Genomic DNA, 18627 nt, shown 5'->3' with positions numbered 1-18627 from the left:
GCCTCATTCGGCGCGCGCGCTGACGTCGTCCAGCGCGGCCGCGATCGCGCGCGGCAATTCCAGGGTCTCGGCCGCCAGCACGCCGGTCAGCTGCCCGATGTCGCGGGCGCCGACGATCATGCTGGCGATGCCGGGCCGGTCCCGGATCCACGCCAGCGCGACCGCGAGCGGCGAGGTGCCGAGCCCGTCGGCGGCGGTGACCAGCGCGTCGACCACCCGGGTGGCGCGCTCGTCGAGGCGGTGGCGGATCTCGGCCGCGGTCGCCTCGTCGGCTCCGCGCGAGTCCGCGGGCACGCCGTCGCGGTACTTGCCGGTCAGGATGCCGCCCGCCAGCGGCGCCGAGGCGATCACACCGACGCCGTGATGCCGTGCGGCGGGCACGAATTCGCTTTCGGCGCTGCGCGCGAGCAACGAATACGGCGTATGGGCGACGGAGATCGGCGCGATGGCGGCGAGGCTGGCCAGCTGCCACGGATTGAAGCCGCGCACGCCCGCGTAGCGGACCTTCCCGGAACGCACCGCGTGGTCGAGGGTGCCCGCGATCTCGTCGAGCGGAGTGTGCGGATCCCAGGCCGCGACATGCCAGATATCGAGGTAGTCGGTGCCCAGTTCGAGCAGCGTCCGGTCCAGCTGGCGCAGCAGTCCACGGCGGGACGCGTCGATCTCGGCGCGTGGCGCGGGACCGGGAACGGTGGTCTGTGCCGGTTCGGTGCGGGGCAGCACACCGGCGCAGCCGCTCAGCACCAGGTCGTCGCGCGACACCAGGTCGCCGAGTAGATCGGCGAGGATTCGCTGCGCCGCGCCGCCCGCGTAGGCGGGGGAGGTGTCGACCAGCGTGCCGCCCGCCTCCGTGAACGCCACCAACTGCACCGCGGCGTCGTCGACGTCCGTCTGCGCGCCCCAGGTGTGTGTCGCCAGCCCTATCCGGGACACCCGTAGGCCGCTGCGTCCCACCGTCCGCTGTTCCATCACCGGATCCGCGCATTCATCACGGCGCCAAGCCTAAAGGTTGAGCCCGCCGGAAGCCGTCATCAACGGCGCGCACCGCCGTAGCGGAGGGCACGGCAGCGGCCGGAATCACGCGTTCACCGGGCGACATGTACTGTCGCTGCCGTATTGCGGCGCCGCTTTTTTCCGGCGAGCGGGGTCGTCGCTGGACCAATTGCCCAGTCGGAATGGATTTTTCGGGCAGTGGAAGAGGAGGTTGCGTGGGCGAGTCGATGACCTGGTTGCAGGCACTGGTACTCGGACTGGTGCAAGGTCTGACGGAATTCCTACCGGTTTCCTCCTCGGCGCACCTGCGGATCGTGTCCTCCGTGTTCTTCGGCGACGACGCGGGCGCCTCGTTCACCGCGGTCACCCAGCTGGGCACCGAGGCGGCTGTGCTGGTGTATTTCGCCAAGGACATCTGGCGCATCGTCGTCGCCTGGTTCACCACCTTGACCGAGAAGGTCAGCGCCAGGTCCAGGGAGATGGTGCCGATCACCGACCAAGTCACCACGAAACTGCCCATCGTCACCGCAGGCGGCGTTCCGTACGGACTGGACGAGGACCGGCAGCGCGATCTCGACTACCGCATCGGCTGGTATGTGATCATCGCCACCATCCCGATCGGCGTCATCGGCTTCGTGCTGAAGGACCAGATCCGCACCGGCGCGCGCAACCTGTGGCTGGTCTCGTTCATGCTGATCGCCTTCGCGCTGGTGATCGCCGCCGCCGAGTACTACGGCACCAAGCGGCGACCGATCGAGCAGCTGACCAACCGAGACGGGCTGGTGATGGGTTTCGCCCAGTGCCTGGCGCTGATCCCCGGCGTGTCGCGCTCCGGCGCCACCTCCTCGGCGGGCCTGTTCCTCGGATTGGAACGCGAGGCCGCGGTGCGCTTCTCGTTCCTGCTTGCCATCCCAGCGGTGACCGCATCCGGCCTGTTCAGCCTGCCCGACGCGTTCGCGCCCGCCGGTGAGGGACTCAACGCGTCCGGCCCGCAGCTGCTGGTCGCCACGCTCGTGTCCTTCGTCGTCGGCTACGCCTCGGTGGCGTGGCTGCTGAAGTTCGTGTCGAAGCACTCGTTCAACTGGTTCGTCGGCTACCGCATCGTGCTCGGCTTGGTGATCATGGGTCTGCTCGCGGGCGGGGTGGTGCAGGCGACATGAGCCGCTTCGCTCCGGCAGCGCCCACTGGACATACCACTTTCGCTCCGGCCGTGCGCAGGTCTGTGGGCGGACTTCGCCCGGCAGCGCCCACTAAGCTGGCCGCATGACGGTGATCCTGTTGCGACACGGCGTGTCGACCTCGAACACCGCCCGCACACTCGCCGGCCGCAGCGCCGGAGTCGATCTCACCGAGCACGGCGCCGATCAGGCGCGCGCGGTCGCCGAACGACTCGGCGCACTCCCGATCCAGCACATCGTGCACTCGCCGCTGCTGCGCTGCCAGCGCACGGTCGGTCCGCTGGCCGACAAGCTCGGGCTGGAACCGGAGTACGACGACCGGCTCATCGAGGTCGACTACGGCGAGTGGACCGGCAAGCCGATCGCCGACCTGCTCACCGAACCGTTGTGGAAGGTCGTACAGCGGCACGCCTCGGGCGCGGTGTTCCCCGGCGGCGAAGGTCTCGCCCAGGTGCAGGCCCGCGCGGTGGCCGCGATCCGCGAACACGATCGCGTCTTCGCCGAGCGGCAGGGCCACGACGTGCTATGGGTCGCGTGCACGCACGGTGACGTGATCAAATCCGTGCTCGCCGACGCACTGGGCCTGCACCTGGACGGATTTCAGCGCATCGTGGTGGAACCGGCGTCGATCAGCGTCGTCCGCTACACCCCGCACGCTCCCTACGTGTGGCGGCTCAACGACACCGGTTCGGATCTGAGCGCGCTGGAGGCGATCAGACCCCGACCGCAAGCGAACGACGTGGAGGCGAATCGATCCGATACGTCCGGCCCCGTTCCCGGCGGCGAGCTAGGTGGTACCCCAAGTGCGGATAATGGGAATGCGGAGCGCTGAGATTCCTTGTAAACGAGTAGTCGGTGTTTCGGGAGTCCGGGCGCCGCGGAGAGTCGATCAGGGTCACGCATCAGGAGGTGCAGATGGCACGAGCAATCCATGTATTTCGCACCCCCGATCGTTTCGTCGCCGGGACCGTCGGTGAGCCGGGCGATCGCGCCTTCTATCTGCAGGCGGTGCAGCAGCCGCGCGTGGTGAGCGTGCTGCTGGAGAAGCAGCAGGTGAAGGTGCTCGCCGACCGCATGGGACTGCTGCTGGACGAGGTGGCGCGCCGCTTCGGCGCGCAGGTGCCGCCGCAGGCCGACGACGTGACCGACACCGATCCGCTGGTGACGCCGATCGACGCCGAATTCCGGGTCGGCACCATGGGTCTGGGCTGGGACGCCGACGCGGGCGCCGTCGTGGTGGAGCTGCTGGCGATCACCGAGACCGAGGTGGACGAGTCGGTGGTGCTGGACGACACCGAGGAAGGCCCCGACGCGGTCCGGGTGTTCCTCACTCCGATCCAGGCTCGCGAGTTCGCGCTGCGTTCGGCGCGGGTGATCGCGGCGGGCCGTCCGCCGTGTCCGCTGTGCGGGGAACCGCTTTCGTCGCGCGGGCACATGTGCGTGCGGACGAACGGCTACAAGCGCGGAGACATCTTCGGCGCGGCCGAGCTAGAGGAGTGATGCGTGGCGCGGGTCGACGAGGGGTTCTCCACCGGTGAGCTGAGCGTGATCGGGCGGGTGAGCACCGCGAGCAACGTGACGCTCGTCTGCGATGTGGACCAGGATGTCGACGGGGATCCACTGCGTGTGGTGTACAAGCCGGTGCGCGGGGAGCGGCCGCTGTGGGATTTCCCGGACGGCACCCTCGCCGGGCGCGAGGTGGCGTCGTATCTGATCTCCGATGCGCTCGGCTGGGGCGTGATTCCCGAGACGATTCTGCGTGACGGCCCGTACGGTCCCGGCATGGTGCAGCGCTGGGTGGAGTCGGTCGACAATCACACCGACCGGGGCAACCGGCTCGATCTGGTCGACCTCTGCCCGCCCGGCGCGGTCCCCGAGGGCTTCTGCGAGGTGCTGCGCGCGCTGGACGGTGCGGGCAACGAGGTCTCCCTGATCCACGCCGACGACCCGCGCCTGCGGCGCATGGCGGTGCTGGACGTGCTGCTCAACAACGCCGATCGCAAGGGCGGGCACGCGTTGGAAGGCGTCGACGGTCAGGTGTACGGCGTCGACCACGGCATCTGCCTGCACAGTGAACACAAGTTGCGCACCGTGCTGTGGGGTTGGGCGGGCAGACCGATCGGCGAGGATGTGGTCGCCGACATCGCCGCCTTCGCCGCCGCGCTGCCCGGCGAACTCGCCGACGCGCTGGCCGCGCACATCACCGACGCGGAAATCGACGCGCTCGCGGGCCGCACGAAGGAACTGCTGGACCAGCCGGTGATGCCGCTGCCGCGAACGTCGCGGCCTATCCCGTGGCCTGCGTTCTGAGCCCACTGTTCGTTCCCGGCGGTGGGAAACCGAAGGGCGGGAAGTGCACTCGGTGCCGGGATGCGGTGAGTGCGGGTTTGCGGCCGATCAACTAGGGACCCTGTACGCCGGGCTCAGGTTCGCGCCGATCACCCGATGTCGCCATCATTCGACCAGGGGGCGCACCTGTTCGCCTGCGAAGCGGACGAAGGCGAGGGGATCCGGCTCGTCGGGGAGGGGTTCGAGGACGACGGTGTCGGCCCCCGCCGCCGACCAACGGTGGACCGCGTCGGCGATGGCGTGGGCATCGCCCGCGACGCCGACGGTGTCGGGCAGACCTGTGCGTCGGCGGGCGGCGGCGAGGCGTTCGGTCGCGTTCGGCCCGCTGGCGCTGAGCAGGTAGACGATGATGTCGTGCGGTTCGGTGCGCCCGGCTTTCGCGCGGCCTTCGTCGACGAGTCGGCGGGCGGCGCGAATACCGTCCGGGGTCGTCGCGCTGGTGAGGACGGTGCCGTCGGCCAGTTCGCCGGACAGCCGCAGGGTCTTGGGTCCGCTCGCACCCGCGACGAGGGGCGGCGGTGTGCCGGGCGGCCAGTCGAGGGCGACCCGATCCAGATGGACGTATCTGCCGGACATGTCGACCGTTGCGCCGTGCAGCAGTGCGCGCAGCGCCGTGAGTTGTTCGCGCAGCAGACCCAGCGGGGAGTCGACGCGCGCGCCGACCTGCCCCATCCAGTCCTGCACACCGTGTCCGAGGCCGGGGATGACCCGTCCGGGGTGCATCCGCAGCAGCGCCGCGACCTCCATCGCGGTCAACGCGACGTTGCGCAGCGGCGCTGGCAGCACGCCGATTCCGACACGCAGACGTTCGGTGTGGGCGAGCACCGTGGCCGCGCACGCGCTGCCCGCGGCCCAGAAACAGTCCTCCCACAGCCACAATTCGGCCAGCTCGCTCTGTTCGGCCGCCGCCGCGACCTCGGGCAGCCGTTCGGGCGGGATCTGGGGCAGCGCGATCGCGCCGAGTACCGTCACTCGACCCAAGGTAGCGGTCGGCGCCGACAAGTTCGTCCGGTCAGAGGGTGACCCTCTCAGGGCCTCCCTATGGCGCGTCCCCTCCGCGAGACTCGATCCATGCTGCGCTACCGACCGTTCGGCACCACTGGCCTCCGCGTATCCGAAATCGTTCTCGGCACAATGGGATTCGATGATCCTTCGCGAGCGCGCGAGATCGTCGACGCCTATGCCGACGCGGGCGGCAATGTGCTCGACACGGCGTCCGCCTACGGCGACGGCGAGGACATTCTCGGCGAGATCCTCGGCGCCCGGCGCGACCGTTTCGTTCTCGGCACCAAGTACACCCTCAGCCGCGATCCCGACGATGTGAACGCCGCGGGCAACCACCGCAAGAACTTGACGCTCTCGCTGGAGCGCAGCCTGCGCCGGTTGCGCACCGACTATGTCGACATCCTCTGGGTGCACGTCTGGGATCGACACACTCCCTTGGAGGAGACCGTGCGCGCTCTCGACGACGCGGTGTCGGCAGGCAAGGTGCTGTACCTGGGGATCTCCGACGCGCCCGCGTGGATCGTCGCGCGCGCCAACACCCTGGCGCAGTGGCGGGATCGGACGCCGTTCGCCGGGCTCCAGGTGCCGTACAACCTGTTGCACCGCGACGTCGAACGCGAACTGTTGCCGATGGCCGAAGCGTTCGGGATGAGCGTCACCGCGTGGGCGCCGCTCGCCGCGGGAAAGCTGTCCGGCGCGACCGGCAGACGGGTCGATCCGGCCGCGCTCACCGCGCGCGAGCGTGCGGCCGCCGAGGCGGTGGCCGAGGTGGCCGCCGAGCTCGGCGCCCGGCCCGCACAGGTGGCGTTGGCCTGGACCAAGCACAAGTCGCCCGCGGTGCTGCCACTGGTCGGGGTGAGCAGTGTCGGACAACTCACCGAGAACCTGGCCGCCGCCGAGCTGACGCTGCCGGAGGACGCGGTGCGCTGTCTGGAGGCCGCCGCACCGTTCGAGCGCGGATTTCCCGGCGATTTCCTGGCCGAGTGCGAACCGCATCCGTTCGTGTTCGGCACCGCCGCGACCAGGGTGGACAGGCGGCGCGGCGCTTCGCTGTAGATTGCCACGCCGCCGAGCGGCGACCGGGCGCCACGCTCCGGTTTGGATGGCTTCCGCGACCCGGGGTAGTTTGCTGGGCGAACCGTGGACTCCCGGATTCATCGGATGTTCCCGTCCACGTGAGCAAAACCATTGACTTCTGGTAGCCGTCTCGTTTTGGCTGGTCCCGACAGGGGTGCGCGGGTACCGCGGTGGCCCGGGGAGCCGGGTCGAGCGGTGATGAGCTCGGCCACACCTTTACCCTCGAACCATGCAGTCCTGGTCCGATATCGCCCTACCAACCATCCCCGGAGCAGGGCCACCGTTGCGGTTGTACGACACCGCCGACGCACGGGTGCGGCCGGTCACCCCGGGCGCCACCGCCACCATGTACGTCTGCGGGATCACCCCCTACGACGCCACCCACCTCGGGCACGCCGCGACCTACCTGACCTTCGACCTGGTCAACCGGCTGTGGCGCGACGCGGGCCACGACGTGCATTACGTGCAGAACGTCACCGACGTCGACGATCCGCTGTTCGAGCGTGCCGCCCGCGACGGCATCGACTGGCGTGACCTGGGCACCCGTGAGATCGATCTGTTCCGTTCGGACATGCGGGCGCTGCGCATCGTGCCGCCGCGCGAATACGTGGGCGCCATCGAGTCGGTGGACGAAGTGATCGAGTTCGTGCAGAAACTGCTCGCCTCGGGCGCGGCCTACGTCGTCGACGACGCGGAGTACCCCGACATCTACTTCCGCGCCGACGCCAACGATCAGTTCGGGTACGAATCCGGCTACGACCGCGCGACCATGGAACGGTTCTTCGCCGAGCGCGGCGGCGACCCGGACCGCCCTGGCAAGCGCGACACCATCGACGCGCTGCTGTGGCGCGCCGCCCGCCCCGGCGAGCCGTCCTGGCCCGCTCCGTTCGGTGCGGGTCGTCCCGGCTGGCACATCGAGTGTTCGGCGATCGCGCTCAACCGCCTCGGCCCGGAGTTCGACATCCAGGGCGGCGGCAGTGATCTGATCTACCCGCACCACGAGTACTCCGCCGCGCACGCCGAATCCCTCGTCGCGGGCCGCCGCTTCGCCCGCCACTACGTGCACGCCGGTCTGATCGGCCTCGACGGCGAGAAGATGTCGAAGTCCAGGGGCAACCTGGTGCTCGTCTCGAAGCTGCGCGAGTCCGGCGTCGACCCGGCCGCCATCCGCCTCGGCCTGCTCGCCGGGCACTACCGCCAGGACCGCATGTGGACCGACCAGGTCCTGACCGAGGCCGTGGCGCGTCTGGACCGGTGGCGCAGCGCCACCACCCTGGCCTCCGGCCCCGCCGCCGAGGACACCGTCGCCCGCCTGCGCCAACACCTGGCCGACGATCTCGACACCCCGAAAGCCCTTGCCGCCGTGGACAACTGGGTCGCCCAGGCGCTCGATTACGGCGGCCCCGACGCCGCAGCGCCCGGTTCGATCGCGACGGCCCTCGACGCGCTGCTCGGCGTCGAGCTCTAGGGGTTCGACCCGCACGCTGCCCCGTCCGAGGCCATGAGAGCCCGCGAACCGGGCACGGGAGCCGGTCTGGGCCGGTCGTCGATTGTGTCGACGCGGGCCGCGGATCAGCTCGCGCGCGGGTTCGTGCTCGGAGCGACCGCCGGGCGAACCACGCTGACGGGTGAGGGTCTGCGGCACAACGACGGACACGCAACCGCGTCGTCACCCACCGCATTCTCGGCGCGAAGCTTTCCGTCGAGGCGACGGGTTGTGCCGACGGGGACTCGCCCGCGGGCGACCGGTTCCGAAGGCTTGCCGAACGTCGCGTTCCGTGATCTGGTTCACGAATGTGCAATCTGCATCCTGGTTCTCTGATCGCCGGTCTCCGTGGCGCACTGGGCGGGCCGCTGCGGCTGGACCCGGTGGGTGAGCCGGGGGACGCGCGGACGGTGGCGGCGCGACGGCGATTCTTCGGCGACGCGGCGGATCCCGAGACCGGTGCGGTGCAGGCCGATCGGGCGGTGCTGTCGTGGGTCGGGTGCACGACGTACGCGCTCGCGCTAGGCGGTTCGGTGTTCCTGCTCGACGCGTGGGTGCCGCGGGTGACCAGCTCCGGTTACGTGCCCGCGACCCCGCAGGAGTTGGCGGACCTGCGTCCCGCCGCGATCTTCATCGGCCACGGCCATTTCGATCACGCCGGTGACGCGGGCGCGATCGCCGAGGCGAGCGGCGCGACCGTCTACGGCACGGCCGAACACTGCGCCGCCATCCGTGGCCAAGTCCCCGAGGCGACGTTCCCGACGGCGGCGCTCGGCGACGCGCACACCCCCATCGGGCAGCGCCACGAGGTCACCGTGGCCGGGGTCGAGATCACCGCGGTGCGGCACCTGCACTCGGCGCGCACCCCGGAGGACCCGGCCGACGAGGCGCGGCGGTTCTTCCCGCGTCCCGAACTGGGCCCGATCCGGCGCCATCGTCCGACGCTCACCGATCTGCGCCAGACGCTGCCGCGCCTGCTCGATCCGGAGGGCGGTGTCCTGCTGTACCAATTCCGCGTGCCCGGTTTCACGCTGACCTGGCACGATTCGGCGGGCCCGCTGACGGAGAAGGCGCCCGACGTCTTCGACGTGCTGGCGGGATTGCCGAGCACCGACGTGCACATCGGCGCGGTGCAGGGCTACAACCAGATCACCAACGGACTGCGCGACCCGCGTAAGTACATCGAGGCACTGGGCTCCTCGCTCTTCGTCCCGGCCCACCACGACAACTGGTTGCCCGGCCTGACGGCGAGCGCCGCCACCTACGACGCACCGCTACGTACCGAACTCGCGCGCCTGGCCCCCGGGCGACGCCCGGAACTGCGCACGATGCACGACCCCACCGACTACCTCAGCCCAGCCCGCCTCACCTTCACACTCTGAACCGGCAGAACACTTTCACCCACCAACCGCGACAACGAACTGCCGCGATCCCACCCACCGCACGCACGCCTCACACAGACGCTGTCTATGTGAGGCGTGCGAAACCTGTGGTCCAGCCACAATTCAGGTCAGGCCAGCACCAAGAGGCCGGTCGCGTACATCGCCGCTACGCCGACAGCGACGCCCAGGATGGCGGTGGCGTCCATCGCGGCCACGGTTCCGGTCGCTCGATCGTCGGTGGTGCGCAACGCGGGCGCGATCTGCACGACGACCTGCGCGATCGCACCGATGCCCAAACCGAGCAACAGCAGCGACAGTTCGGCATTGTTGACGCCCGCCCCGAGCACCGCACCGAGGATCGCGGGCGCGCCCGCGATGAGCCCGAGCCCGAGCAGTCGCGGCACGCCGGGGCGCTGCGCCGCGAGCAGCGGGCTCACGATCGCCAGCCCTTCGGTGGTGTTGTGCAGCGCGAAGCCGATCACCAGCGCCGCGCCGAGCGCGAGTTCGCCCAGCGCGTAGGCGGATCCGATGGCCAGCCCCTCACCGAGGTTGTGCAGGCCGATGCCGATGGCGATCATCAGCGCCAGCCGTCCGCCGCCGCGTCCGCCCGCGCCGTCGGTGCGGTGGTGCAGCCAGCGGTCGACGAAGGTGAGCGCGAGGAAGGCGAGGATCGCCCCGAGCGCGAGCAGGCTGATCCCGCCGAACGCGCCAGCCGACCGGTCACCGAGTTCGAACCCTTCGAAGACCGCGTCGACGGCAAGGAATATCAGCAGTCCGACGGTCACCGCGAGCAGGAAACGGATGCCGCCCTTGCCGATTCGCCGCAGCACCGGAAGCAGCAGCATGCCGAGCACGACGGGGACGATGCCCACGTAGGTGCCGAGCAGCGCCATCACCGCGAACAGGTCGCGACCGCCGGTGGGCGTTTCGACGGCCGCGCCGATCTCGTGTTCGACGACCAGCCCGGTGGAGGTCAGCATGGACACCAGATACGGCTGGCCCTCCTGCCACGGGTAGTCCAGGGTGAGCACGGTGCTGCGACGCGGCCCGATCGGTTCCTCGCCGCCGCGCACGTCGACGAAGGCGTCGTTGACGAACACCTGCGCCACCTGCACCGGATCGGGTCCGGCATTGCGGACGGTGAGATCGATACGGCCCGGCGACATTCGAACTTGTTCGACCGCGATCTCTTCGACGGGCGGGCCGATCCGCTCGGGCAGCGAACGCCCGCCGACGACGGCCAGCGCCGCCAACGCCAACCCGAGCAACAGCACCACCGCGACGGTCGACGCCCAGCCGCGCCACCCGCTCGCCGGTTCCCGCTTCGCCTCGGCCTCGATCTCGGGTGCGGTGACCGGCTCGCGCTCGGTCTCGATCTCGATCTCGGTTCGCTCACTCATGCCTGCGCCTCGCTGACGCTCGGCTCCGGCATGCGTGAGGCGCGCCGGCACATGATTCGCTCACTGCGTTCGCTCATTCGGTCACCTCGAAGAATCCCATCCACCCCAGTTCGGCGAACTCGGACTTGTGCGCGTGGAACATGTACTTGCCCGGATACGGGAACCGCAGTTCGCAGATGCCGCGCTGGCCTTGGCCCTGGACGATGGTGTCGGTGTATTCCGTTGGCTGCAGGCGAGTTCCGGTGGGGTAGTAGTCGAAGAAGTTGCCGTGCACGTGGAAGCTGTTGATCGGGTCGTACTCGAGCACGTTGACCAGGTAGATGCGCACCAGCTCGTTGCGTTTCACCCGCACCGGTTCGTGCATGTAGTGGAACGGGATGCCGTTGACGGCGTAGAGCTGATTGCCTTCGGCGTCGAAGGTGGTGTTGTAGCCGTGCTGCACCATGACCAGTTCGTCGGCCGCGGGCCGCGGCTGCGGCGGGTCGACGATGAACGTCCCGTACATGCCGCGCGCGATGTGCTCGGCGAGCGGCCCGACGTGGCAGTGGTAGAGGTGCAGCCCGAAGGGAGTCGCGTCGAATTCGTAGACGGTGGTCTGCCCGGGTTCGATGAGCCCGGCGCCGAGACCCGGGGTGCCGTCCATCGCCGCGGGGTGGATCCCGTGGAAATGCATGGTGTGCGGGTGCTGGGAGCCGTTGGTGAAGGTGACGCGCAGCAGGTCGCCTTCGGTGCAGCGCAGAGTGGGACCGGGGATGCGCCCGTCGAACACCCAGGCCGGGAACTTCACGCCCGGCGCGACCTCGAGTTCCTTGTCGCTGGAGGCGATCTCCCACTCCCGCAGAGTGCGCCCGTCACGGGTTTTCGAGACGGTGCCGTAGTCGAAGTCGCGCAGGATGTCGGTGGGGTTGAATCCGTTGGCGTCGTGGTCGACCGTCGAGCCGATGCGGAACGTCGGCCCGCTGGCGCCGCCGCCGTGGGCGACCGCGCCGTGCATGCCGTGTCCGCCGCCGGTCTGTTCCGTGCGCGGCTGTGCCTCCGACAGGCCCGCCCGCGCCGCCACCGCCGCGCCGCCGAGGCCGAGTAGCGCGCTGCCGCCCGCCAGAAAACCCCGCCGCGAAGCTCCCCTCATCGAGTCCCGCTGCACTGCTCACGCCTTTCCGCAAAGTTTCGTACTACCTAAATTAGATCTGCGGGAACACTAATACAACTATGCGGGGTACCGTTCAGGCCGGTCGGTTCGGTGTGCGGGCGGTCGCCGCCTAGCTCACCGCGATGTCCAGCGCTTCGATCGGCTCGTGCACCGAACCGTCCGGCCGATCCGCGTAGAGCGCCTCGATCTCGACCGCGTACTTCTCGGCGATGGGCTTGCGGCGCAGTTTCATGGTCAGGGTGATCTCGTCGCCGCCCGGCTCCCAGAAGACGGGCAGGATCGTGAACCGCTTGACCTGCTCGACCCGCGACAGCGTCGCGTTGCCCGCCGCGACGCCGCGCGCGATCGCCGCGATCACGCCCGGGTCGGCGGCCAGCGCGGCGGCCGAAGAATCCGGCAGTCCGTGCTGTGCGGCATAGGGTGCCGCGGATTCGGCGTCGAGCACGATGAGCGCGGTGGTGAACGGCCGCCGGTCCCCGATCACGGCCAGCGATCCGACCAGCGGCGTGGCCGCCTTGACGGCGTTCTCGATATTGGCGGGAGACATGTTCTTGCCCGCCGAATTGATGATCAATTCCTTCTTGCGGTCGACCACCTTCAGGTAGCCGTCCGCGTCGACGGTGATGATGTCACCGGTGTGCAGCCAGCCCTCGTCGTCGACCGCGTCGGCGGTCTTGTCCGGTTCCTTGCGGTAACCGCGCATCACCAGCGGTCCCCGCACCAGGAATTCACCGTCCTCGGCGACGGCGCCCTCGAGCCCGGGCAGTAGTTTGCCGACGGTGCCGAGGCGCGCCTGCTGCGGCGGGCTGACGCTGGCCACGCAGGTCAGCTCGGACATGCCCCACACCTCGGAGATCGGGATACCGAGCCCGAAGAAGAAGCCGAGCGTCTCCGGCGGCACCGGCGCGGCGCCCGACATCGCCCACTTCACCTGGTCCAGGCCGAGTTTCGCGCGCAGCTTCGACAGCACAGCGGCATCGGCGCGCGCCCATTCCTCGGCGAGGGCGGGATCGAGCGACTCGCCGCGCAGCCGGGCCTCGGCCTTGCGGCGGGCCGTGTCGAGGGCCCACTGCAGGGCGGCTTTGGTAGTGGGATCGGCCTCGTTCGCGACAGAGAACTCGATCGCCGCCTTGAACTTCTCCCACACCCGCGGCACGGCGCCCCAGATGGTGGGGCGCACGTCGAGCAGCGCGGCGGGCAACTGGGCGCGATCGGGGACGGCGGTGATCTGCGTGCCGAACACCTCCTGCAGATACAGCGCGGTGAATCGGTCGGCCATGTGCGCGGTCGGCAGGTACGAGGTCTGGCGGTCGCCGAATTCGACCGGCAGCACCGAGGCGAACGCGCGCGCCTCGAACAGCAGATTCTCGTGGGTGATCTCCACGCCCTTGGGGTTGCCGGTGGTGCCGGAGGTGTAGCAGAGGGTGACGATGTCGTCCGGGCGCACGGCCCGCCAGGTCGCCTCGAAATCGAAATCGGCGGCAGCCGAGGCCATGAGTTCGGTGACGCCGAGTGTTCCGGCGGGCGCGCCGTCGACGCAGACGATGGTTTCGATCGGCGCACCGCAGCTGCGAACCCGCTCGACGTACTGTTCCTCGCAGATCACCACCCGGTTGCCCGCATTGGTGAACACGTACCGCAACTGGTCGGGGGAGAGCGTGTTGTACACCGAGAACGAGGTGGCGCCGGTGTGCTGCGCGCCGACCTCGAGCGGATAGAACTCGACGCGGTTGCCCATCATCAACGCCACGGTGTCGCCGCGCCCGACGCCGAGCGCGCTGAGTCCGCCGGCGACGGCACGGACCTGGTCGGCGTACTCGCGCCATGTCAGGCTTTGTTTCCCTCCGATCGATCGGACGGCCACGGCGTCCGGATCGATCGCGGCCACGCGCTGAAAAGCGGCACAGGAGGTGTTCGGTTCGGTCATTTCGGTCTCACTCACGACGCCCGGCACTGTGCCTCGACGGTAGGTCGCGCCAGCGGTCACGCGCGGACTTTCCCCGAATCCTGTTCTCGGACAATCCCATTCCGACGTCGCGAAGCCGCCACACCCGCCTCGGTACGCTGGATGACGTGACCGAGCGCAAACCGCCGGATCTGACCTTCGAATCGTGGATCGACAAACAGGTCCGCGAGGCTACCGAGCGCGGCGAGTTCGACAATCTGCGCGGCGCGGGCCGCCCGATTCCCGGGGCGGGCACCCCCGTGGACGAGAACTGGTGGTTGCGCGACTACCTGCGGCGCGAAGGGGTGCGCGCCGACGGCATGCTGCCGGACTCGCTCGTTCTGCGCCGCGATGTGGAGCGCATTGAGGAGACGGTGGCCGAATTCGATGCCGAGCGTCAGGTTCGCGCCGCGATCGCCGAACTCAATCGGCGCGTGGTCCGCTATCTGCGGGCGCCGACGCCGCCGCACGTGCCGGTCGGGCCGGTGGACGCCGACGCGGTGGTGGCTCACTGGCGTGCCGACCACACACTCGCGCCCGGGACGTCGTCGTCTGCTGCTCCGCGGCGTGCGCCGGAGGCCGCGAGTCCGCCGCCGCGCCGGTGGTGGCAGCGTTTCCGCCGCTGACGTCCGCCACCCGCCTCGAGATCGACAGTTTTCACACCGGTTGCGCGTGTGCCGATCCGCAGCGCGGCACCGATGGCATCGAGCGCGGTGAGGTCGGCAAACCCCGCACCGGTCGCGTCTGTGGCGATTGCAGCGCGGCATCGTCGTCGCGGACGGAACACTGTCCGGCGTCGTCGATTTCGGCGAACTCTGCCCGGGCGATCCGGCCACCGGGGTATCGCGGCAACCCGTCGGCGCCCGGGTGGTACGGGATGCGCCGACCGCGCCCGGGTCAGCGTTTCGCTTCGGATTCGAGACGCTGAATGTGTGTGGCCATGGTGGTGTCCCGGTCGAGCCAGGCGTCGGTTGCGGTGGCGAAAAGGCCGCGGAGCAGTGAGAACGGTACCCAGCGTCGGGGTTCGACGATGCGGGCCGCTCGTCGTTCGATACCGGCCGCGACCGCGCGTGCGATCTGTTCGGGCTGTACCGGTTTTCCCAGCGGGCCTTTGAAGGCGCGTTCGGCCATGGTGGTCGCGGTCCGGTTGCCGCCGAGCGCGGGGCGGGCGAGGGGTGTGACGACCCAGCCGGGAAGCAGGACGCCTGCGCGAGCGCCGGTGTGCACGAGCTCGGCTCGCAGCGAGCGGCCGAACATTTCGACCCCGGCCTTGGACGTGGCGTAGGCGGAGTTGGCGAGTCCGTTCATGAACGCGTAGATCGACGCGTTCACCAGGACGTAGCCGTCGTTGCGGACGACCTCGTCCAGGCAGGCTTTGACGGTGCGCCACACGCCGAGCAGGTTCACCTCGATGACCTTTTCGTAGGCCGCCACGTCGGCGGTGGCGACGGTGACCGGCGGATCGACGGCGATACCGGCGTTGGCGAACACGACGTCGATGCGGCCGAAGCGGGCGACCGCCTGATCGGCGGCCCAGCGCATCCGCGCGAGGGAGGTCACGTCGGCGGTGACCGCGAGCACCGCGTCGCGCCCCAGCTCGGCGGCGAGAGCGTCGAGGGCGGCCTGGTCCAGGTCGACGAGGACCAGCCGAGCTCCACGGTCGAGCAGTTCACGGGCACAGGCGGCTCCGATGCCGCCGGTGGCGCCGGTGATCAGGACGACTTTGTCTCGCAGGCTGTAGCGGCTCATGATTCGTTCTCCGGGTGAGGTCAGCGGTGAGAGGCGCTGAGCGTGAGCGTTCGTTGCTTCTACTCTGGTGCTTCCCAAGTGATCTCGGCGGGAGTCTTGTCGATGCGCAGCCCCCGCCAGCTGGGATGACGCAATCCCTCGGATGTGGCCTCGCGATATTCGATATCGGCGACCAATTCGGGCTCGACCCAGTGCGCCGCCGCTGCCACCGCGCGCGGCGGCGGCACATCGAAAGGCGTATCGGGACGGGCGATTTCGTCGAGGCGGGCGCGCAGGCTGCGGCGTTCGACGAGTGTCCATCCGGTGCCGACGTTCCCGATCGGCACCAGCCGCCCCGCCGAATTGTGTGCTCCCAGTATCAAAGAGCCGAATGTCTTGGCGAACGGGCCATTTCCCGGCAACCATCCGGCGATGACGGCTTCGGCGGTCTTCCGGAACGGCGTCTTGATCCAGTTGCGCGTCCGCTCGCCGGGTTGATACGTGGAGTCGAGGCGTTTGGCGACCAGGCCCTCTAGCCCGTTCTCCGCCGCGGCCGCCGCCAGCGTCTCGGGATCGACGTCGGTCCAATAGGGCGACAACTGGATCGGCGGGCGGGCGAGGTCGAGCCGCGCCAGCAGTTCTCGCCGCTGCGAGTACGGCACGGCGACGGTGGCGTGCCCGTCGAGGGCGAGCAGGTCGAAGATCATGTAGAGCACGGGAACGTCGTGGATCAGCTGCGCGGACGGCGTCTGCACGTGCATGCGTCGCTGAAGCCGGGAGAACGACGGTGCGCCGCTCGCTCGCTCCGGCGCGACGATCTCTCCGTCGATGGTCACCCGGTGATCGCCTGCCGCGGCGGCGACGGCGGCGGCGATCTCGGGGAACGAGCCGGTGACCTGTTTGCGGTTGCGGCTGTAGAGCTGACACGTCCCTTCGGCCGCCGCGGCGATGGCGCGCATGCCGTCCCATTTCATCTCGAAAGCCCAACCGTCCGGGTCAGCGGGCGGTCGTCCGGAACGGGCCAGCATCGGCGGCGGCGCGGACACCACCGATACAGCATATCTTCAGCAAATAGTTGCTCGAATAATTCAGCAGGCGGACCAATGGCCCTGGCGCGGCGCGTGGCTCCGGGGCACGGTGGTTGGTAGCCGGGTATCGGTGCTCCACGGTGAAAAGAGGGACGGCATGGACATGACAATGGGAAGTGTGGATGTCTCGGCCGCGCCGGTCCCCACCTCACCGTTGCTCGAGCGAGTTCGGCAGGGGGTTATCGGTGAAGGCGCGGTCTTGGACGGACCCTATGGTCGGCGCCGGATCACCTACGCCGACTACACCGCCTCGGGCCGGTCGCTGGATTTCCTCGAAGACTTCATCCGCGGGCAGGTGTTGCCGCGCTACGCCAACACCCACACCGAGAGCTCCGGCACCGGATTGCAGACTTCACTGCTGCGGCAGGACGCACGCCGGATCATCCACGACGCCGTCGGCGGCACCGAGAACGATCTGGTGATCTTTTGCGGGTCCGGGGCCACGGCGGCGGTAAACAAGCTGGTGGGCATTCTCGAGCTCCGCGTTCCGTCCGGGCTGGTCGAGCGTTACCGGTGGGACGGGAAGATTCCCGATGCGCAGCGACCGGTGGTCTTCATCGGTCCCTACGAACACCACTCCAACGAGTTGCCATGGCGGGAATCCATCGCCGACCTGGTGGTGATCGACGAAGACGCCGACGGTCAGATCGATCAGCGACAACTCGAGCAGCGGCTGATCCACTACGCGGACCGGCCGTTGCGCATAGGTAGCTTCTCGGCCGCCTCGAATGTCACCGGCGTCTTATCGGATACCGACCGGATCGCCGCCCTGCTTCACGAGCACGGCGCGTTGTCCTTCTGGGACTTCGCTGCTGCCGGTCCCTACGTGCCGATCCGGGTGCGGGAGAGCGCTCCCGGTCGTGGCGACCACAAGGACGCGATCTTCCTCTCGCCGCACAAGTTCGTCGGCGGACCGCAGACTCCTGGCGTTCTGGTGGTCCGTCGTGAGTTGGTGCGCAACGCCGTGCCCACCGTGCCGGGCGGCGGCACGGTGGCGTTCGTGGACCCGATCGGGCACCGCTACCTGGATGATCCCGTTGCCAGGGAAGAGGGCGGAACCCCGGCGATCATCGAGTCGATCCGTGCCGGTCTGGTCTTCGCGCTCAAAGACGCGGTCGGTACCGACCTCATCGAGCAACGGGAACAGCGGCTGTGGCGTCATGCCTTCGGCCGGTGGCGCGATCACCCGAACATCGATATCCTCGGCCACCCTCGTGCCCGACGACTGTCCATCGTGTCCTTCCGCGTCCGGTCCGGTGTGGATCGCTACCTGCACCACAACTACGTCGTCGCGCTGCTCAACGATTTGTTCGGCATCCAAGCTCGCGGCGGCTGCTCCTGCGCTGGCCCGTACGGGCACCGGCTCCTGGCGATCGATGCGCAGAATTCGGCCGCCTACCGAGACGAGATCGCCCTGGGTTGCGAAGGCATCAAACCCGGCTGGACACGTGTCAACTTCAACTACTTCATTTCCGACACCGTGCGCGACTATCTGATCGAGGCCGTGGAACTGCTGGCCTCGTTCGGCCACCGTCTCCTCACCGACTACGTCTTCAGTCCGGACACCGGCCTGTGGCGCCACCGCGAGGGGACCCACCAGCCCCCGCTGCGTCTGGCGGACCTCTGGTACGACAGCGCGGGCGCGCTGCACTATTCGACAGACCGCGAGACCCTCGACGAGGACGCGTTGGCCGAACACCTCCGTACGGCCCGCGCCCTGTTCGAGGCACGCCCCGATGAGGTCCCCGACGGTTACACCGGCCTCCCATCGCATTTCGAAGCGCTGCGCTGGTTCCCGCTGCCGCCGCAATGCCTGGCGCCCGATTCTCGGTGAAGGCTGGTGCGC

16 protein-coding genes and 1 pseudogene are annotated in these 18627 nt (G+C 69.2%); 10 read left to right on the top strand and 7 right to left on the bottom strand.

All coding sequences use genetic code 11. The annotated features are described in order from the left end of the window. Positions 1-3: 3 nt before the first annotated feature. Positions 4-969 (bottom strand): aldo/keto reductase, encoded by a 966-nt coding sequence (locus ACRWNM_RS10205; RefSeq protein ID WP_431965903.1) that lies wholly within the window; start codon positions 967-969, stop codon positions 4-6. A 128-nt stretch (positions 970-1097) separates the two neighbouring features. On the opposite strand from ACRWNM_RS10205, the gene ACRWNM_RS10200 reads away from it, so the two are divergent. The 4 genes from ACRWNM_RS10200 (at position 1098) to ACRWNM_RS10185 (ending at position 4481) form a co-directional block, all read left to right on the top strand. After that, positions 1098-2153 carry an undecaprenyl-diphosphate phosphatase gene (locus ACRWNM_RS10200; RefSeq protein ID WP_431965901.1) on the top strand — a complete coding sequence of 352 codons (1056 nt, stop codon included), beginning with the start codon at positions 1098-1100 and terminating at the stop codon, positions 2151-2153. A 103-nt stretch (positions 2154-2256) separates the two neighbouring features. Further along, positions 2257-3003 carry a histidine phosphatase family protein gene (locus ACRWNM_RS10195; RefSeq protein ID WP_431965899.1) on the top strand — a complete coding sequence of 249 codons (747 nt, stop codon included), beginning with the start codon at positions 2257-2259 and terminating at the stop codon, positions 3001-3003. Positions 3004-3086: 83 nt separating this feature from the next. Then, on the top strand, positions 3087-3671 hold the full coding sequence (locus tag ACRWNM_RS10190; RefSeq protein ID WP_067783416.1) for a DUF3090 domain-containing protein: 585 nt from the start codon (positions 3087-3089) through the stop codon (positions 3669-3671). 3 nt (positions 3672-3674) lie between these two features. After that, entirely contained in the window at positions 3675-4481 is an 807-nt protein-coding gene (locus ACRWNM_RS10185) for an SCO1664 family protein (protein ID WP_431965896.1), read from the top strand. Positions 4482-4625: 144 nt separating this feature from the next. Here ACRWNM_RS10185 and ACRWNM_RS10180 read toward each other — a convergent pair whose 3' ends face one another. After that, positions 4626-5492 carry an LLM class flavin-dependent oxidoreductase gene (locus ACRWNM_RS10180; RefSeq protein WP_431965894.1) on the bottom strand — a complete coding sequence of 289 codons (867 nt, stop codon included), beginning with the start codon at positions 5490-5492 and terminating at the stop codon, positions 4626-4628. Between the two features lie 69 nt (positions 5493-5561). Between ACRWNM_RS10180 and ACRWNM_RS10175 the strand changes: the two genes are divergently transcribed. From ACRWNM_RS10175 to ACRWNM_RS10160, 4 genes and pseudogenes are all read left to right on the top strand, one after another. Next, positions 5562-6581 (top strand): aldo/keto reductase, encoded by a 1020-nt coding sequence (locus ACRWNM_RS10175; RefSeq protein ID WP_431965892.1) that lies wholly within the window; start codon positions 5562-5564, stop codon positions 6579-6581. A 250-nt stretch (positions 6582-6831) separates the two neighbouring features. Next, positions 6832-8070, top strand: coding sequence for a cysteine--1-D-myo-inosityl 2-amino-2-deoxy-alpha-D-glucopyranoside ligase (gene mshC / locus ACRWNM_RS10170; RefSeq protein WP_431965889.1), 1239 nt, complete (start codon positions 6832-6834; stop codon positions 8068-8070). Positions 8071-8166: 96 nt separating this feature from the next. Continuing rightward, positions 8167-8262 (top strand): annotated as a pseudogene (locus ACRWNM_RS10165) (hypothetical protein); the annotation flags it as partial. Positions 8263-8396: 134 nt separating this feature from the next. Next, positions 8397-9470, top strand: a complete 1074-nt coding sequence (locus ACRWNM_RS10160) for an MBL fold metallo-hydrolase (protein WP_431965887.1) — start codon at positions 8397-8399, stop codon at positions 9468-9470. A gap of 128 nt (positions 9471-9598) precedes the next feature. Here the strand turns inward: ACRWNM_RS10160 and ACRWNM_RS10155 are convergent, their stop codons facing one another. From ACRWNM_RS10155 to fadD11, 3 genes are all read right to left on the bottom strand, one after another. Continuing rightward, positions 9599-10870, bottom strand: a complete 1272-nt coding sequence (locus ACRWNM_RS10155; protein WP_431965885.1) for a ZIP family metal transporter — start codon at positions 10868-10870, stop codon at positions 9599-9601. 73 nt (positions 10871-10943) lie between these two features. After that, positions 10944-11999, bottom strand: coding sequence for a multicopper oxidase domain-containing protein (locus ACRWNM_RS10150; RefSeq protein ID WP_431965883.1), 1056 nt, complete (start codon positions 11997-11999; stop codon positions 10944-10946). Between the two features lie 130 nt (positions 12000-12129). Next, positions 12130-13947, bottom strand: a complete 1818-nt coding sequence (fadD11, locus tag ACRWNM_RS10145; protein ID WP_431966173.1) for a fatty acid--CoA ligase FadD11 — start codon at positions 13945-13947, stop codon at positions 12130-12132. A gap of 146 nt (positions 13948-14093) precedes the next feature. Here fadD11 and ACRWNM_RS10140 point away from each other — a divergent pair, with 146 nt between their 5' ends. After that, positions 14094-14591, top strand: a complete 498-nt coding sequence (locus tag ACRWNM_RS10140) for a DUF1992 domain-containing protein (protein ID WP_431965881.1) — start codon at positions 14094-14096, stop codon at positions 14589-14591. Positions 14592-14862: 271 nt separating this feature from the next. Here the strand turns inward: ACRWNM_RS10140 and ACRWNM_RS10135 are convergent, their stop codons facing one another. Next, the gene (locus ACRWNM_RS10135; RefSeq protein WP_431965879.1) at positions 14863-15714 is read right to left on the bottom strand and encodes an SDR family NAD(P)-dependent oxidoreductase; all 852 of its coding nucleotides are present in this window, start codon (positions 15712-15714) and stop codon (positions 14863-14865) included. A 59-nt stretch (positions 15715-15773) separates the two neighbouring features. Beyond that, the gene (gene ligD / locus ACRWNM_RS10130) at positions 15774-16742 is read right to left on the bottom strand and encodes a non-homologous end-joining DNA ligase (protein WP_431965877.1); all 969 of its coding nucleotides are present in this window, start codon (positions 16740-16742) and stop codon (positions 15774-15776) included. Between the two features lie 148 nt (positions 16743-16890). Between ligD and ACRWNM_RS10125 the strand changes: the two genes are divergently transcribed. Next, positions 16891-18615 (top strand): aminotransferase class V-fold PLP-dependent enzyme, encoded by a 1725-nt coding sequence (locus ACRWNM_RS10125; RefSeq protein WP_431965875.1) that lies wholly within the window; start codon positions 16891-16893, stop codon positions 18613-18615. Positions 18616-18627: the final 12 nt, after the last annotated feature.

It is taken from the genome of Nocardia sp. bgisy134, from assembly GCF_965341865.1.
In the GTDB taxonomy this organism is placed as follows: domain Bacteria; phylum Actinomycetota; class Actinomycetes; order Mycobacteriales; family Mycobacteriaceae; genus Nocardia.
The sequence above is the reverse complement of the archived record's forward strand: the minus strand, read 5'-3'. Positions and strand labels throughout refer to the sequence as shown.

Coding starts and splice junctions, on each gene's coding strand:
- ACRWNM_RS10205 (WP_431965903.1), bottom strand. CDS start 969: ATGGAACAGCGGACGGTGGGACGCAGCGGCCTACGGGTGTCCCGGATA.
- ACRWNM_RS10200 (WP_431965901.1), top strand. CDS start 1,098: ATGTACTGTCGCTGCCGTATTGCGGCGCCGCTTTTTTCCGGCGAGCGG.
- ACRWNM_RS10195 (WP_431965899.1), top strand. CDS start 2,257: ATGACGGTGATCCTGTTGCGACACGGCGTGTCGACCTCGAACACCGCC.
- ACRWNM_RS10190 (WP_067783416.1), top strand. CDS start 3,087: ATGGCACGAGCAATCCATGTATTTCGCACCCCCGATCGTTTCGTCGCC.
- ACRWNM_RS10175 (WP_431965892.1), top strand. CDS start 5,562: ATGGCGCGTCCCCTCCGCGAGACTCGATCCATGCTGCGCTACCGACCG.
- mshC (WP_431965889.1), top strand. CDS start 6,832: ATGCAGTCCTGGTCCGATATCGCCCTACCAACCATCCCCGGAGCAGGG.
- ACRWNM_RS10160 (WP_431965887.1), top strand. CDS start 8,397: ATGTGCAATCTGCATCCTGGTTCTCTGATCGCCGGTCTCCGTGGCGCA.
- ACRWNM_RS10155 (WP_431965885.1), bottom strand. CDS start 10,870: ATGAGTGAGCGAACCGAGATCGAGATCGAGACCGAGCGCGAGCCGGTC.
- ACRWNM_RS10150 (WP_431965883.1), bottom strand. CDS start 11,999: ATGAGGGGAGCTTCGCGGCGGGGTTTTCTGGCGGGCGGCAGCGCGCTA.
- fadD11 (WP_431966173.1), bottom strand. CDS start 13,947: ATGACCGAACCGAACACCTCCTGTGCCGCTTTTCAGCGCGTGGCCGCG.
- ACRWNM_RS10135 (WP_431965879.1), bottom strand. CDS start 15,714: ATGAGCCGCTACAGCCTGCGAGACAAAGTCGTCCTGATCACCGGCGCC.
- ACRWNM_RS10125 (WP_431965875.1), top strand. CDS start 16,891: ATGGGAAGTGTGGATGTCTCGGCCGCGCCGGTCCCCACCTCACCGTTG.